The organism is Vibrio panuliri (genome assembly GCF_009938205.1).
Lineage (GTDB): Bacteria > Pseudomonadota > Gammaproteobacteria > Enterobacterales > Vibrionaceae > Vibrio > Vibrio panuliri.
This window is the reverse complement of the sequence record NZ_AP019654.1, coordinates 1,112,543-1,129,571: the sequence shown is the minus strand read 5'-3', so window position 1 is coordinate 1,129,571 and position 17,029 is coordinate 1,112,543. Positions and strand designations below refer to the sequence as shown.

The 17,029-nt window shown below is 42.9% G+C and carries 10 protein-coding genes and 1 tRNA gene; 1 reads left to right on the top strand and 10 read right to left on the bottom strand.

Features of this window, described 5'->3' with window-relative positions; translation table 11 throughout:
* The 9 genes from GZK95_RS05150 to GZK95_RS05110 form a co-directional block, all read right to left on the bottom strand.
* Window positions 1–573 carry a hypothetical protein gene (locus tag GZK95_RS05150; protein WP_075715413.1) on the bottom strand — a complete coding sequence of 191 codons (573 nt, stop codon included), beginning with the start codon at window positions 571–573 and terminating at the stop codon, window positions 1–3.
* A gap of 106 nt (window positions 574–679) precedes the next feature.
* Window positions 680–1,549, bottom strand: a complete 870-nt coding sequence (locus GZK95_RS05145) for a phosphorothioated DNA-binding restriction endonuclease (RefSeq protein ID WP_075715412.1) — start codon at window positions 1,547–1,549, stop codon at window positions 680–682.
* 105 nt (window positions 1,550–1,654) lie between these two features.
* Window positions 1,655–6,859 carry a DNA phosphorothioation-dependent restriction protein DptH gene (dptH, locus tag GZK95_RS05140; protein ID WP_075715411.1) on the bottom strand — a complete coding sequence of 1,735 codons (5,205 nt, stop codon included), beginning with the start codon at window positions 6,857–6,859 and terminating at the stop codon, window positions 1,655–1,657.
* Window positions 6,840–7,934 (bottom strand): DNA phosphorothioation-dependent restriction protein DptG, encoded by a 1,095-nt coding sequence (gene dptG, locus GZK95_RS05135; protein WP_232061569.1) that lies wholly within the window; start codon window positions 7,932–7,934, stop codon window positions 6,840–6,842. The genes dptH and dptG overlap by 20 nt, the downstream gene beginning before the upstream one ends.
* Before the next feature lie 260 nt (window positions 7,935–8,194).
* Window positions 8,195–9,784, bottom strand: a complete 1,590-nt coding sequence (gene dptF, locus GZK95_RS05130; protein WP_197740168.1) for a DNA phosphorothioation-dependent restriction protein DptF — start codon at window positions 9,782–9,784, stop codon at window positions 8,195–8,197.
* A gap of 334 nt (window positions 9,785–10,118) precedes the next feature.
* Window positions 10,119–10,418, bottom strand: a complete 300-nt coding sequence (locus GZK95_RS05125) for a hypothetical protein (protein ID WP_075715409.1) — start codon at window positions 10,416–10,418, stop codon at window positions 10,119–10,121.
* Between the two features lie 633 nt (window positions 10,419–11,051).
* Window positions 11,052–11,139 (bottom strand) — tRNA-Ser (locus tag GZK95_RS05120).
* A 144-nt stretch (window positions 11,140–11,283) separates the two neighbouring features.
* Window positions 11,284–11,736 (bottom strand): L-alanine exporter AlaE, encoded by a 453-nt coding sequence (locus GZK95_RS05115; protein WP_075709188.1) that lies wholly within the window; start codon window positions 11,734–11,736, stop codon window positions 11,284–11,286.
* 233 nt (window positions 11,737–11,969) lie between these two features.
* Window positions 11,970–14,381, bottom strand: coding sequence for a hybrid sensor histidine kinase/response regulator (locus GZK95_RS05110; protein WP_075715408.1), 2,412 nt, complete (start codon window positions 14,379–14,381; stop codon window positions 11,970–11,972).
* A gap of 208 nt (window positions 14,382–14,589) precedes the next feature.
* Between GZK95_RS05110 and GZK95_RS05105 the strand changes: the two genes are divergently transcribed.
* On the top strand, window positions 14,590–15,162 hold the full coding sequence (locus GZK95_RS05105) for a UPF0149 family protein (RefSeq protein WP_075709656.1): 573 nt from the start codon (window positions 14,590–14,592) through the stop codon (window positions 15,160–15,162).
* A gap of 623 nt (window positions 15,163–15,785) precedes the next feature.
* On the opposite strand, the gene GZK95_RS05100 is transcribed toward GZK95_RS05105, so the two are convergent.
* Window positions 15,786–16,820: a potassium channel protein gene (locus GZK95_RS05100; RefSeq protein WP_075709186.1), complete on the bottom strand. Its 1,035-nt coding sequence runs from the start codon at window positions 16,818–16,820 to the stop codon at window positions 15,786–15,788.
* Window positions 16,821–17,029: the final 209 nt, after the last annotated feature.

Below are 17,029 nucleotides of genomic sequence, written 5' to 3'. Positions count from 1 at the left end.
CTAAATACCTCGACCTGGCTCACCAGAACTATTTTGCAACTCTTTTCTAATTGAAGCTGATGCACAATCATTGCCATCATCACCCGTTTTCTCAATTATAGTTCCAGATGTTGCAAGAAAGAAAAAAAGCAAAGAGTAACATAATGTAAAAACATTTACCCATGATGTTTCGTTTGGATAATAGTTGTATGATACAACAGCTAAAGCTCCATTAATAACACCAAAAAAAAGTCCCCAAGATGACAATTTTTCATTGTCCATCTCTTCATCCCAAGTCTCATTAACTCTGCCACTATCAATAGCATTATCAATTCTTTCTTTTAGGTCTTTTTTACTAAAAAACAATTGTTCACATAATAGAGAACCAAGTAAAGCAAATGTAAACGTGAATACATTCGCGCCAGAAAGATACACTACATCATTTCCTTTTGCCAACATCGGGACCCAAATACCAGCACCACCAAAGCAGCATACAGCCAATAAAAAATATGTTACCACATTGATATTTCTTATTGCTTGTGCACCTTTATCACCCAAGTAATCAAATAAAATCTTTAAGTCTTTAGAAGCCAAAACAGTTTCCTGATAAAAATAGTATTCATGTATAATTAAAAAATTATTAACAGTACCAATAACATTAAAAAGCCCAACAACTAATTAAATATTTTCCAATAAAAATTTATGACGTTTTATAAACCTCTCTCATGTGCCATTCGATTGCTTTATCTGATGGGTATAATAAAACATCTCTGGGCAAACTAATCTTTTTACTTTCGTAATCAAAAATTAATCGTTGGACCATATCCCCTCCTATAGTCGCAGGTGATACTTGAACCCTCAGTTCGCTATTGAATGTAATCACACCTTTATCTAATGCCTTATGATGAATACTGCACAATGCAACACCATTCGTCACTTCACAAACGCCAGAATATTGCTTCCATTTTATATGTGCAGCTTCAATTCCAACTGGGACAGTATCTAAAGCTAAGTCAAAACCACACACTGCACATCGATAGTTGTAAGCTCGTAGAACATTCTTACGGAAATTGGGGTCACGTTGCTTGGTCGAGGTATCCACCTCAAAGCCAAAACGAACAAACAACTCTTCTTGTAACGTATCAGGGAAGTTGTCTTGAATTAGCTTTGAAGCAATCTTTTCTATCATTTCTGGATTAGAAATTAAGCTTTGATATGAGGAAGCGTCAAACCCTGCCATTACATTATATTTAATGAGCTCCGACTTTTTAGGGTCGGTATTACTTTTACGAGGGATACAGTCTTCACCGTTTTTTAATTCCCAAAATGGATCCTTTTCATTGGCTAAGCGCCAAAAAGGGTACTCCGGGTGATAAGCCTTTCGTGAAGGACCGTACTGAACCAGTAGCTCTTTAACCTGATTATCTACTTCACTCTCAAACTTGAACAAGCGTTCATGGCCTTGCTTATATTGAGATAAAGCATATAACAACATTAAGGGTTTATGTGGAGCGCGTTGATCTCCACGTCGCCAGCGTGAGATCGTTTGAATTTTATCGATGAGTTCCATGACTAACACCCAAATTATATGCCTATAATTATACATGTGAGTTAATGTATTAGTACTAATAAGGTAAAAAAACGCCCTAAAAGGGCGTTTTAAATCAAAGCTTTGCTACATTAGCTCCCAAAATGCTCTATCTCGCATCTTGACTATCTTCTTAGCACCATCGATGTATAAGCTGTAGTGCTTTTCTAGCTTATTGATGGTTTCCATTAGCTTCTCTTGTTCTGCTTTTTCGTTTACACCAAACATGGCTTTAAGCTCTTGCGGGCGAATCTTCGCCACACGGTGAACTACCCATGTAAGCACATAACTTGAGTAGTCGTTCTCGCCTGTTTGGAAGTGCGTAATGTCTTGAGTAGACAGAATCACACCAACACCATACTCACGGCCTTCCTTCAAGATCTTACGTAAGCTTGGGAAGTTCTGAGACATGAAGTTATCCGCCTCATCCACTAAGATCATCTTAGTGATTTGTCGGAAATCACCTTGAACTTCTGGCTTACCTTTCTTCTGCATTTGTGAGTAGAACAAATCCAGTGTTAATGCTACTACGAGGTTTTGGATCTCTGACGGATAACCTGCCAACTCAATAACTGTAATTCCATCAACAAGATCGTAAAGGCTCATACACTTGGTATTGTCGTCTTCGAAAATCTCTAGTTCGTATAGGCTTTCAAGTGCCGCGTATAACGAATCTTCGTCTGGATCAGTTTCAATAAACAAGTCCCACACCTGTGAGATTGTTGGTGCTGGTTTTGTCCAAGTGCTTGGATCTGCTTTGCGAATACCAGCCAACTCATAAGCTTCACCCACCAGCTTACGCAGGCGTAGTTGCTGTTTTTGTCCTAAACCAAACGCTTTACCCATGGTTTCAGAAAAACCACGTGCGGTATGCACAGGCAACATTGGCGTATCACCAAACAAACTCAATGGGTTATATGGCAGTTTATGAAGGTTAAACTTCTTACCCGCTGTCGCTTGCTGGAACTTATCGTCTACGTAATCAGACTTGTAATCGAAAATCAGCATACCTATTGATGCGCTGTTTACGTTGTCTGCTTGGTTACGGTAAAGCTGAGTAATCACTGATTTAGTGAACTGGGTTTTACCCGTACCCATAGTGCCTATGATACCGGTGTTAGTATTCATAAATTTGGCGGTATTGGTCGGCTCCCACAGCATCGGTTCTTGGTTACGTACATCGTGACCAATCAGTACTTTAAGCGACTCAGTGCCATTTTTGACCAACCGCTGGTCATCGACTAATAGCTTTGGCTCAGCAGTGGCTGGTGTGGTCGGTGCAACCGCGTCTACTCCGGTATCTAAGTCCGGCTCATACTTAGCGTGAGCAGTATCTGACTCTGGCTTTGTTGACATTGAAATCGACGTAACGCCGGAAGTTTGTCCTTTCAAGATGTACTGCTCAGGTATCGCACACAGTTTTTCCGGACGGATGTCATTGATGAGCATCTGTAATGGCGTAGCAATAAACTTGGTAACATCACTTACAGGTAGTTCTATTTTCAGGATATCATCCACTTCTTCAAAGCTCTCGCAGATGAAGGTGTCATTTTCTACTAAGGAAACCAAGAACCCTTTCGGGTACTCTGCAATGTCCGCTAGACCATAGTCTCCTTGAAGCCACCATTCACGTTGATTGAGGAATGCATCGAAGTAGTTATCTTCGTACAGATCGTAAAGTTGATACTTATCCACCTGCATCAGCACCTGGCGAATAAACAAACCACGATATAGGTTACCAGCCAAGTCATCTCGACCGAGGATGTCTTCAGACAAGTAACGTTTTAGTTCAAGTGCCTGCTTTACCCCTTTACTGTGAGTCTGTTTTTGCCCCGCCTTTACCTCAAGCGGTAACAAATACATCTGCTGATCTTTAAAACCTACAAATAGGACATCATCTGAAATAGCGCCAGATTGGTAACCTTGTGATTTGCGGGAAAAGTCACCGTCCGACATTTTAAGACCGATATTGCCGGCGACGCGCAGCATCTCTGCCACAGACATCGGCACCCAAATGATATCAGACTGGGCTAGCAAGCAGTTCACGAATTTATAGGCGCCGATAATGCCACGTTTCTCTTTACGGTTGTTAGCAATAGCCGTTGGGTTACCCGTTGCAGCGACCATCTTCAGTAACCATTCACCATTGAAAGCATTAAACTCTTCAATAATGCCGCCTTCACCTTGTTCCAAAACCTTTTTATAGACTTCGGTTTGCTTAGTCACTGTAATTGCATCGTAGTTGGTGGAGTTAGTGTAGTTATCTGAGTATTGAATAAGCACGGCATCATTAGACGCGTCAAAAAAATCCAAAGTAACTTTGGGATCGATGATAGTAGTCCAAATGGAATTCTCATATGAGCGGTCTAACAGCGTCTTGAAGTTGTCGCTAACCATTAGGCTCATCGACTTGGCGTTACTGGTTTTTTCACCAGAGCGGCGAGCCGGCTTGATCAGACTGTTCAACTTTTGCGCTATCTGCAGGTGCGGTTTGTTGGCACAATCTACCCCACGCAAACCAAAAGCAGTGTTGTAACTGCCTTCCTCAGACTCGGAGGCTTCACCGGCCATAAGTCCATGACACAAAACACCGCTAAGCTGTTTTTCAACGTTAACATCGCGGGCTTCAACCTTACTGTTATTGAGGAAGAAGCTCAGGTGGGCATAGGCTTGCTCACCATCGACTTTATCATTTTCGAACTTGCTGTAAGTGATTCGAGTGCGTAGCAAGTCGACCACCATATCGGCCTGCTCGCGTGCTTTGGTACCGCCTTTGTCTATTTCATATCGGGCCTTTAACTCTTCGTGACTGCCGGTTTCTGCAAAACGATCGAACTCGCTGTAGAGCAGTTTATCGTCATACAAGTTGACATGGATATGGCAGACCTTGTCCTTTTGTCCCTTTACGTAATCGACCAAACCTAGGAACAACTCACGGTTTTTATGGTTATTGACGGAGTTGATGATCAACGTAGATTGTGATCCTACTGAGAAGAGTGAAGAGAATGCCTCTTTAAACTCGGAGACCTTATCTTTCACCAATCGTCGAACAAAAGCGTAGCTGGTTTCCTGCTGTGGCATCAGCGCTATCCAGAATGAATTGTCTTTATCCTCTTGGCTAAACGCAAAACCATTACGGGCATCATATAGATAAGGTAATAACCCACGGGCGTTCAATCGCGCGACGGTTACCGGCGGTAGCTCTTTAAAGCTACCACTACGATCCGCTTCGATGTTTTGAGCTAATTCCAGTGAATGAGCAAGTACTAGCGGGCTAAATGGTGAGATATACTCTCGCCCTTCTGCAGTGATAAAGCCTATCTTGATCAACTGTTTTTGCTGGTCGTTCAATACCACATCATTTTCAATGGTATCTAGCGCCTCGTAATAGTGCTGGACGACCTTTTTTACTAAATCGCGGAACTTTGGCCCCCATCCAGCTAAGCTAATCAGGGTACGGTTGTCCACGCAGTAGTCGAAAAGTTCACGATACGCTATATGCAGATTAGGGTAACTGACTTCAAGGTCTGCGATGCTAAGCTGCTCGCCTTCTGGGTTTTCATCGACAATTTCACCGCTCAACAACCGCTGTGCTACCTGCTGGGCTTCCCATTGCAACAGTGTTAAACGACGACCTACTGGAGAATTCTCTTTATTATCAAGCACGACTTTGGAGTTTGCTCTGAATAGGCCAAAGTAATCATCTCGAGTAAAGAGCTTACCGTGTCGCTCTTGATCGAGCATCAAAGGTAATCTCAACGAGTCGGTCGCATCAGGACCCTCAATATTGAAGGTCAGGGATGCTTCACCGTTATTGACAGTGAAACGAAGCTCATCAGATTCATTCGCGATTTTTTGAAAGTCGACGGTTCCGACTTCACCGCGGTCGAACTCCTGCCCAATCTTTTCTAAAGAGACTTTCGAACCTTGCTCCGCAATCTCAAGGGCTTTGTCCCCAGTCTGAAGCACAACCTGAGGTGTTTTCTTTGCTGTGGTTGCGGGCTGGATTAAGAAATTGGTACGAAATGCATCAACATGGAAATCTCTGGCTCGAATAGCTAGAACTTTAAATTTAAAGCGCTCGGCAGTTTTGTCCCGCTTTAATGACAGGGTAAAAAAGACAGGGCTATCAGTGTAAGTCCCTTCCAATAGAACTCGGCTGCGCTTACCCCCTGTATTATTGATGTCGGTAACCTCAACGGCGCCGTTGTAGTCATGTTGGATCGAGCATTGCTTCTTCTCTACTCGACCATTTAAGAAGCTTAGCTCTAGATTGAAGGTTTGCTGTTCATCTTCCAATAACAGGATTAGGTGGCGCTCTCGTTGACCAGCTTTGGTATCTGATTTGCTCTTAGCAATCAGTTCACCTCGGTCCAGAATTTCAGGCTCAAGCTCGAGCAGATTTTGCTTGTTTTTTTGTTGTTCTTGAAAACACTCTCCAAGGGTTAAGCTTTGCTTCCAGCCAAACGCGTCATCGCCGCCAAAGTGCTCACTAATAAATTTATCACCAAAGTCAATTTCTGCGAGCTTCTCCTTCAACTCATTCGGATCGTTTTCATTCTTGGTGATCCGATCAATACGGTCGTATAGCTTCCGGTTTTGCTCCAGTCGCTCTTCAATTTGCTTCGGGTTATCTTGCCAATCCAGGATTTTAGGGTCATCTAGCAAGTTGAGCTCGCTAAACTTCAAATCACCATCCTGTACGACCTTGTGTAATCCCTCGAAGCCAAACATTGTGGACTCGTCTTCATTAACTTGTTTATATCTCTGTTCTAGCAGGCACTCGGATACTTTCCTAAGTTTCGATGCAATGCCGATCATATCGTAAAGTGCATCTTTAATCTTTTCAGGGTGCCAAACCGAATTTTCTTTAGCCACATCATCACAAGCGCTAATAATTGTGTCTAATGAACTGTTGTGAATTACTAAAAGTACCGAGCCCTTGAATTGAGCATTTTGACCAGAAACCGCATCACGCAAAGTTGAAATGAAATTTTCAGTAAACCCGTGTTTAGTTGTGCTCTCTGCCGTCTTAGTGCCGAGAGATTTTTCATCCCTGTGTAGTACAGGTATTAAATTAATTTTTCCACAATTAACCACCGGAAGACTTATGAGCTCATCCCCGATTGCTGCATTGATTTCTCGCTTTGATAAGTTCATAAACGATTTGTAGAGGCGCGTGCTGTTTGCACTATCTGGCGATTTAAAGTGATACCTCTCTCCTGCTTTTTCGAAGTCAAGATCACTTACAAACAGCTCGACCAAAAAGTCCTCAAATGGTTTTACGTACATATACTGCGTCTCCACTATCACTCATTTTTTCCACATTACCAATTCGCTCATAAAACTCGATTAATGCCGCATGACTTTGCTTATCGAGAAACACGCCGCGAGATTCAAATGCTAAAACCAGCTCGTGGAAACGCATTTTCTCTTGCTTTCCAATCACAAGATTTGTGAGTAACATTAAATAGTCTTGATTTATAACCAAGACCTTGCCAATACGTCCTCGGCTATAGATGAAATTTGAGCACAGCTCTCTTTGGATAGTCTGGACATATTCATTATTTATTGAGTGCTTGGACATACCTCGCCCAAACTCATCTTTCGATAGCTTGAGTAGCTGTTCCAAAGCAGCCAAGGGGTCTTTTGTTTGCACTATTTTCTGGTCAAGGCCACGGCGCTCATTAAATGCTTCTGCGTAATTACTTAACTTTTCCGCAAGCTCCGGACTTTCCTGTAGCTGCTGAGCAAGTTTCCAGATAGGTTGCTTACGCGCTTTAGGTATCTGTAGGCTGTCGCTCATTGCCAAATAGGGGAAAATATTATGCATTGCTCGGTTCAGCTGTCCAAAACCAAAATCTTTCACATTGGTCCGCTCTTCACTAGCCTTTTCACTTTCTAAAATGAAGTAGCAACGCTTTGGTCCTGGTTTACCTTCTCGCCAGCTACCTAGATTCAACGCAAGTTGAGATGTGTAGAGGACAGCATACAAACGCAAAAAATCAGTAAACTTAGAAAGGAGGTACTTGGGATGTTCCTCTAAGAAGTGAAGGTCTTGTTGAAAGTGCTTGGTTAAGAAGGGTAGGTACGGGTACTCATTATTTCCAATAACCTGCTCATTTTTCTTGCTTTTCGATTCCTTATTTCCGGATTGTTTTTTTAGTTGTTCCTTCAACTCTTCATAAAGCTCTCGCTCGAGAAAGTTCATCGATACGTTGAGCTTCTCGGTTGGAAGAAAATCCTGCATAAGGCTTGAGTACATGTCCCCTAGACGAGAGCTGGCCGTTGCCCCTTGTTTTTTATTCGCTTTAAACAACAAAAACTCGGGAGCTATGTTGTAAAACCCTTCTCGCTCAAAGTACATTTTATCGAGTACTAGCCAAAATTTTTCTCCAACTAGCTTACCAATAAAACGAGCTTCTACCCCAGATTTAAAGGCCTCAACGTCTAGCTCTTGGTACTTACGATAAGCGTTTTTGACTGTGAAACCGAGCACGGTATCCCAGTCAAAGATCTCTTTGTTTTTCCTATCGCTTGTTCGGATCGGAAAGTAACTACTCAAAGCGTTACTTGGGTTTACATCTTTACTTGCCTGCGGGAGATCCGCTCTGATCTGCGCCACTATCATAGTCCACTTACCTCAAAGTACTCATCTTCGATGTTGTTGATTTTTATTTTCTTTCCGTTATCCAAAACATAAAGAGATGTAGCCTTACTCGCGACATCTGCTATGTGAGCCGTAACTTCATCAAGCATAACGACTGTCGTCTTATCGTGTTTATTGGGCATGTAACCCTCAAGAATACGTAGCATCAAACTCAAAAGGTTGATGCTTATTGGCATTGGAATGATCGCATCACCGATTTTGAAGTAAGCTAAAAAATGCCCGATAGAACGCCCATTATCGCATTGAATGTCGTCAAATGATGGTTGAATATCCAGTTCTGCAGCGAGCTGGACTCCGTTGTGACTCGAGACAAAATACTCGCCTCGACTCAACTCTGGCGCATTTCGGTTAATGTATTTATGAATGGCTGCGACTGCAGTATCTCGATAAAACTCGCGCAACATCTTACGCTCAGCTACTTCGCCGCTGTAATTCACATGGGTTTGCCAAAGTTTCGAGTAATGAAATAAGAGCTGCTCATCAAAGTCACTAGCGAACTGGAGGTGGTAGTTGTTACTTACATCTGTCTGGCGCAGCAAATAAAACAACCTTACATAAGAGCTCGCACTAATATTGCCGCCACCCACTAACTCCTTTACCCCAGAACAGAAAATGTCAAATTCGCCGTCTTCCAGTTTCAGATTGCGGGCCAAAACGAAGGCATCCAGCCCTTTAGAATGGACGTTAGCCGGGTCAAATTCTGTGATTTTACTGGTTAGCTCGTTTTCTCGAGATGCAAAAAGATTGTCTTGAAGTAGACCAGGGCCAGCCAATAAATGAAAGACAAAATCCAACAGAGAGCGCGCCGTTAGAAACTGGTCTTTTATCAATCTAGCCTTGAAAAGCACATCAATAATGACAGCCTGAACCTCTGGTCGGCTCAAGATCTGATAGTTGGATATTAAACGTTGGTTCGGCCTTGTTGACTGCAGCTCTTTATCAAAGTACTGGCGGATCAGGTTATCTTCCTGCGCTGTAATTTTAGTTAGCAAGTCACTAACAAACTGAGAGCTGTGTCCTTCGTCTTCGAGGGTGAACCTAGGGTGGTCTTCAAAATTGAGGTAAACATGGTTATCCGGTATTGTTTCATGCTCTAGGTAGTTCTTTATCGATGTTCTCACCGAGATAACATCACCTTCCTCTGCGTAGTTACCCATCATTCCCACATTGATACCAACGACTAGTGACCTCCCCCCTCGCTCAAAATCAAAAAAGAGTTTGTCCAAGGTTTGAATTGCGGTGTCCGTCGGACGGAAACTGTGGGTTGCATCAAGATGAAAGTCAGCTCTATTTTGATATTCTTTCTTATACTTTGTAAGTATTTCAGACTTTCCATCACCACTACTACCACACAAAAAAATTAATTTCTTATCTGTCGAGGATAGTTCTTTCAATTCTTTAACAAATTTGTCTTCGATGTCAGTTCTTACATAAAGATACTTTTTTACAGCATCTAGGTCCGTAGATAGTACTGCGTCTCTCTCTGTAGAGACTGCATATGGCGACGATTTTGACATCACACTCAGTGCGGTTCGTAAATCAATCAAGTGTTATAACCCCATGAAAATGTTAGATAGGCAGAAATACAGGTAATAACCAGGCCGGCTTACGCTGTTAGTCAGGCTCAATACTGTATAACTCTGTATTTTAAACTAATATAATGTGTACATGTGCATATTCCGCTAATTTCCCTGAAAAAATTCACATCTTTTTCTCGATAATAGTGCCAGCTTAGTTTTTCACCGTCTTTATTAATTTAGGAGGTCATCTATTGCACTTTTCCTAAAACATACACGACTCACAAAACTGTGGGCTACAAAGCAAGTAATGCTGTTCCCCAGTCAGACTCTCTTCTTTTCAAATTGTCAGATCTAGTCGGAACTAATACACATCAGGTGTTATCGCAAATTCCATTATTTCATTTAGCAATTCGATAAGTTTGGCCATCAGGGACAATCGATCATAATCTAGGAACTTCTGTAATCCATCAGTTGCAACACTGGCTGACAATTGAGATAGCGTGATATCTCCAAAGAGTGAATTGATATGATTTATAACTCGCGCTTTCTTTAAACCAAGTGTTTTGTCAGAGATACCTCGTTTTAACTCATAGTCCAAAAATACCTTTGAGAACTCTCTGAATGTATTTTTCCATTCATTCTGTTTCACTATTTGAGCCACTTTTTTCTCTTCTAAAGGGTCTTTGCCCTATCGAATTTGTAAGCGGCAAACCTCTGCACTGTTTCTAGCTTCTCACAATGATATTTCTGAGTATCCACCTCGCCCTATAAATGTCGTTCTACCCCTATTATTAATGAACTTAAACTCCCAACTTTTAGAGCCAGATTTACGTACATAAAGGTACAAATTCACCCATAGCTTATTCGTCTAGAAACGACCTTCTCATTTTTATTCTCACCCATTTATTTCACCTTAGGTTAGGGTTTTGAATTCTTAACATCTGCAGCTGTTACCTTGTAAAGGACTCTACTTGGCATACGATCGCTCCATAAAAATAGCGCCTGAACAAGGAGTATAGTAGACGACTTTTTAGCATTACTTTGATAATATTTATTTTTAAAATCAAAAACTTACCAAGAGCTAGAGTTACGTACGTCGGCCAACATAACCCTTTTGGTCCCAGTTTTCCTGCTGGAACAAATCTCAGCTATGTATGCTTACATTACTTTAAGCGCTACTTACAATCATCGATATAGGCTTATAGGGAAAGAATCTAGCGAGTCATAAGGAATATAAATTATTAATTTATGTAGAACAAAAAAAGCCCCAGCATTTCTGCTGGGGCTTAGAATGTGGCGGTGAGTGAGAGATTCGAACTCTCGATACGTTGCCGTATACACACTTTCCAGGCGTGCTCCTTCAGCCACTCGGACAACTCACCGAATCAAATTGTGGTTAGCATTGTTTGCTAACGAGGCGCTAATTTAATGATTCTATGGGTTTAGGTCAAGTGCAAACCCTAAAAAATCCTATTATGCGCGTTTGATTGGTTACGTATTGTCTGATTTGCTGACAGATTGTACACCTACATTTCTGGGGTGTAGTAGCCTGGCACTTTAAACCATTTACGACAAGCATCTAAGAAGTGGCCGTAAAGCACACCCATCACACATGATACCACCGCGTTTGAAGCCACTGCTGTGATGATCTGCTCTGGGGTCGCACCTACCACCAACAAAATGCAGGCGTACGCTGGCGATTGAAATGAAACGTATGCCACCAAGTCACATAAGTTCTTCATAAAACTTGATGGTGATACACGGTTACCCAAGCGTAATACCGCATCTCTATAAATGCCGTAAGGCCATGCAATCGCAATATTGACCGGAATAGATAACATCCGTGAAGCCAGCGATTGCTCAAATGTCATGCCGGAGATAATTATCTCGATTAGCATGCCAGTGACAAAACAAAAAACCACCATAGCAAAGGTATCTGCTAATGCATTTCGAATATTAAATGATCCAGCGACTTTCACTCTAACCTCAACATATAAATCTGTTATAACAACAATTGTGCAACATCAAAAGCCATCATTTGAGAAATAGCCAGTAAATACCGCTATTAAATCATTATTTAATTAGAATTTGATACTTTATTTAAAATAGAGTTATGGATAAACCACTGGTTTTTAAAGGAAAATAGCTAATGTCACTAGGGCGACATTAGCTATTTATTGGAAGGTTCTGCGTTTATAAAATTATCAGTAAATCAGGCATCTTTTAGTAAAACGGTCAGTACATCAAGCTCTTGCTGTGAGGGGAGTTGTTTTTGCTTAACTAGAGGAGCAAGTAACGCACCAGCGTCACTCTCTTCATTGTGCTCAAAGTGGCTAAACATCTTAGATAAGATCTGATGGGCATCATCTGGTTTGCGGTCTTCAACCGCAATATAGAGTGAAACTAACTGCTCTTCTGCGTTAAATGGCACCCGCGTTTGGCTACCATGCAGAGGTTTAAACTGGTAGAGCTTATCTGAGTGTCGGTAGAGCAGATCATCAAGCTCTTTCTCGTCAATGGGTTTGGAAACAATGCCGTCCACACCTGCAGCCATCATCCGCTCTTGGGTCTCTTTAAATAGGTCCGCGGTACAACCAAAAATTAAGGTATCGGCACCTGCACAACTTAATGCCCGAATCTCTTGTGTTGCGGTTATGCCATCTTTTCGTGGCATATGGTTGTCCATCATAATCAGGTCAAACTGGCTATTTTGCACCGCTTCTACCGCTTGCTCACCATCACCTACACAGTGGCACTCAAAGCCTTTACCCGCCATAAAGCTCTTAATAATAATGGTGTTGGTGCGGTTATCTTCCACAATCAACACTTTCAAACCTGTGTAGTCGAGTTTCTTGTGCTCTCGCACTTCGGTTTGCGCTGGCGGGCATATTTCCATCTCTAGCAGAACATCAAAGGTCGTGCCCTCGCCCAACTTGCTCTGCACTGAGATGTCGCCGTTCATCAGTTCACTGATTTGCTTCACAATCGCAAGGCCAAGCCCTGTCCCACCAAAACGACGAGTAGTTGAAGACTCTGCTTGCACAAAGGGTTTGAAGATTTTATCCAGTGCCGAGCTATCAATCCCTACGCCAGAATCGGTCACTTTAATATTAAGGTAGTTGCGCCCTTCCATCTCCACTTCAGCAAAGCTAACGGTAATAGCGCCATGAGAAGTAAACTTAACCGCGTTGTTAAGCAGGTTAAACAGGATCTGTCTTAAGCGCGCCTTATCGGAGATGTACCAACGCAACTTGCTGATGTCACTCTCAATCGCAAACTTCAGTCCTTTTTCAGCACATAAGGTGTAGTACACACTATTAATACTGCCCAAAATTGATTCCAGAGGGAATGGCGCTCGCTCAAGCTCCAAATGGCCCTGCTCAATCTTGGAGAAGTCTAAGATCTCATTGAGTAGCATCATCATATGGTCGCCAGAATCATAGAGTGTTTTTAGATGCTTGCGCTGCTCCGGCGTTAAATCGGTTTTTAGCAGAATCTGCGCAGTACCTAACACGCCATTCATTGGCGTACGCACTTCATGAGAAATGGTGGCTAAGAAAGCACTTTTGGCTCGGGTGGATGCTAATGCTTTTTTCTTTTCTTGCTCGAGGAACACCGTTTTTTGATTAAACACATCGATCAAGTGTTTAATCTCATCATCGTTACGGTAGTTTAAGTTAATTAGGCCACCATGCTTGGAGTCATCAACTTCTCGCGCAATATGCGCAATCGGGTCAATCAATGAACGGTTGATCACCACATAGCCAATCAGCACACACAAAAGCATGATCGGGATAATCCCCATTTCAACTTTGGTGACAATGTCATACGCTTGGTCCGACACTAAGCGGTTGGCATTCACCACATCAATCGTCCAACCAAAATCACCAAACTTCTGCTCGCTAATGTAGATCCCTTCAACGATCTTATAATTGTGTTCGATAACCACATCACCATTGCCATCACGGATCAGCACACCAAGCTCATGCTGTTGTGCATGGCGCTTTACGTAATCCACAAGGCTCTCTAGTGATAGGTCTACCGTTGCGACACCCGCAAATTGGTTATCGACATAGTAAGGTGAAGAGGCGGTGATCATCTGCACATGGGTAAATGGGTCGATATATACCGAAGACCACACAACCGTGCCTATTGGCTTATCGACGACCTCGGTGTACCAAGACTCGCCATCATAACCGCCAGTTGCTGGGTTATCCCATGAATAGATGCGATCTATCTTGCCGTCTTTGGCGCGGTTAAAGAACTGGCTCTTATAGGGCTGATTAGCATCGGTTGCATCCGGTTTGGGCCATAGACCACCACTTACAGCCACCCCATCGATAACGCGAAATAGGCTTTGCAGCATCTCCGCTTGAAGCTGCGGGTTCTTACCTGTGTTGCCAACACTAACAATGCTTTGCAATATGCCTAGTGGACTTTCTAGCGAGGATTGAATCTCACTTGAGATGATCTGCGAGCGTGAATCTAGATTACGGATCAGTTGATCTCGTATCGGTGGTTCGACAACGAAATAGCTCACCGTCCCCACCACCGCGATAACGAACGCGAGGTAGACGGCAAGGGCAAATTTACTTTGGCGCTTGAGTGATGAGCTTTGAGTCATAACCAACTGAATTTTTGATGTTTATAAGAAATTATAGGCAATATAACTAAATTACCACAATATCGAGGCTTGGGAGTGTTATGAGTAGATCCAGTTCAAGGAAACAAACCCATGGATTATCATCTATTTCCACCAGCCAACTATTTTTGTTAACTATGGGCTGTTACTATATCGCTATCCCAATATTTAACACTGAACGGTATTGATTTTGACTTTACAAGAAATCCTTTCGCTACCTGAGCTTGAAGGCAAACTGATTAACCAAGCAAAAACACAAGGCTTTGTGACTGCCATGGCGGCTGCGCCTCACTCACTAGACCCACATGAATGGTTACCATTCCTTTGGGGTGGTGAAGAAGTGGCACCATTTAGCGACGGTGAACAGTTTGAATGTTATATCGAGCAAGTGATTGCATTGTGGAACCAATACCGTCCAGAGCTAATGAACAACCAATGGCAATGGCCTGAAAGCTGCGCTTTGGATGAAGAAGAGATCGTTACAGAGCAAACTCGCGATTTCTGTGAAGGTTTGTTGCAAGGCTGGCAGCTTTCTCGTGATGATTGGGAAGCGATCATGCCAGAAGATAGCCAAGACAATGCCCTTCTTGGTGGTGTTTTGCTGTCACTGACCATGCTTTATGATCCAGAAACGTCTATCGCGACATTGGCAGAGCAAGGCATTGAAGGTCTAGAGCAGTTTGAAGAGATCTTTAACGCGATGCCAACCATGCTATGTGGCTTAACTATGCGCGGCATGCAGTTAGTCGAAGATGGCGAATAGGCTTTGCAGTTAAGCTTATAAAAGAGACTAAGGCTTCATTACGGTGAAGCCTTTTTTGTGCGTGGTGAAAGTCGCCAAGAGCGAGATTCCTGACTACGCCTGCGGCTATCAGGAATGACAAATAGTGGGATAACTATTAGAAATGGCAAATTGTTCATGAGTATCAGGTAAAAATTCAGGACGAATTTTTAGGTTTTCGGCGTCGGGAACGCCTAAAACCGGCCGGACAACACCAGTGATATCAAAATGCCTTTCTGATTACTCTTTGGCATAGCAAAGAGTAATTGGACCGCTTTCACCAAGGTCGAAAGAGATGGATGACTTTTAAGCGGGACATAGCTGCTAGCAAACACATTGAAGCAAAAGAGAGATCCCCGCTTTCGCGAGGATGACAGGGGTTAGGTGCCAAGGATTAACATGATTTAGTTGTCAGAAAGACAAGGTTTGGGTGCTCAGAAAGACAAGGCTTCATTACGGTGAAGCCTTTTTTGTACATGGTGAGAGTTGCCAAGAGCGAGATTCCTGACTACGCCTGCGGCTATCAGGAATGACAAATAGTGGGATAGCTATTAGGAATGGCAAGTAGTGGAGTGGCAATCAGGAATCGTAACTTACCTCTCTGATTACGAAATCTTCACCCAATCAAATTGTTCAATTCGCTCATCGGCAATATAAAACAGCTTAGTTCCTGGCTCGATAACAGCGTCCAAATCTGGGTTTAGCTCAATTCCTTGCTCTCCCTCTTTGGCAATCAATGTCGCTTGATGGTGTTTTTTCATAAAGATAAACACCGCTTCAACCGAGGTCACACCACCAGAGGATGGGTAATAAGTAGAGTACTGCGTCATCCCGCGCGTGGAGGCGAGCAGCTCTTGGTGAAGAATACTTGAGCCAGGATCAACCGCCGCCTTGGCAAGCATCTCAGCACCAACGGCCGGAATACACTCTGCATTAGGGCAATGCTGGCTCAACAGCATGCTGAGTGCTTCGTCTTTGAAATAGGCGACCAAGTGAGCTTGTGAATTAATGTTGGAGCAGTAGAGCGCGGCAGAGAGCGTAATATCATCTTCCAGATTATCGACAATAATGCAGCTAGCCGATTCAATGCGAGCGTTCTTCATCTCTTGACCATCGGTATAACTGCTGACTTTTACAAAGCCAATTTCACCCGGCAGCGGGTTCTCAATATCAGAGCGGGTACAAAGCACAATGGGGCGGTTACCCTCTTCTTCATGTTGTAACATGCGAATCAAATGTAATGTTCGTTGCCCGTTCCAGCCAAGCAATAAAATATGGTTGTCTGTATTCACTCTTCTTTTTCCTAATACGCCCGCGCGCCAATATTCAACAAGGTTCGATGCCACACGCCCCAAAATCGAGGCAAACAGTGCCAAACCACCCGGTATGACAAACACCACCACTACCCACTTACCCATATCAGTCACTGGGGAGTGATCTCCATAGCCCACGGTGGAAGCCGTCACCATAAGATAGTAAACAAAAGTGGAGAGGTTATCGGTCAACTCCGTTTCGCCCGCCCAACGCAACAACACCCATGAGAGCACCACATAAACGGCTGAGAGCAAAACTAAGTTGCGACCACTAAGCTCAAACAGCGTCGCGTGCAACCTGCGCTTAAGGTATAACCATAACGCCATATACCATCCTATTCGATTAACTAGTTCAGGCTAATGATGCCCTTTTATTGCGGGCATTTTTACAAAGATAGCGGATTTTAGCGAACAAAGTGCGACGGGATGAGATCTAACTCAAACCCTAACGACATACAGGCAGTCTCTGCGAGCTATTTAGTCCTTTCTCCGCATAGAGCTCAAAAGTAAAACCATTTTAATTTTAACAAGTTAGT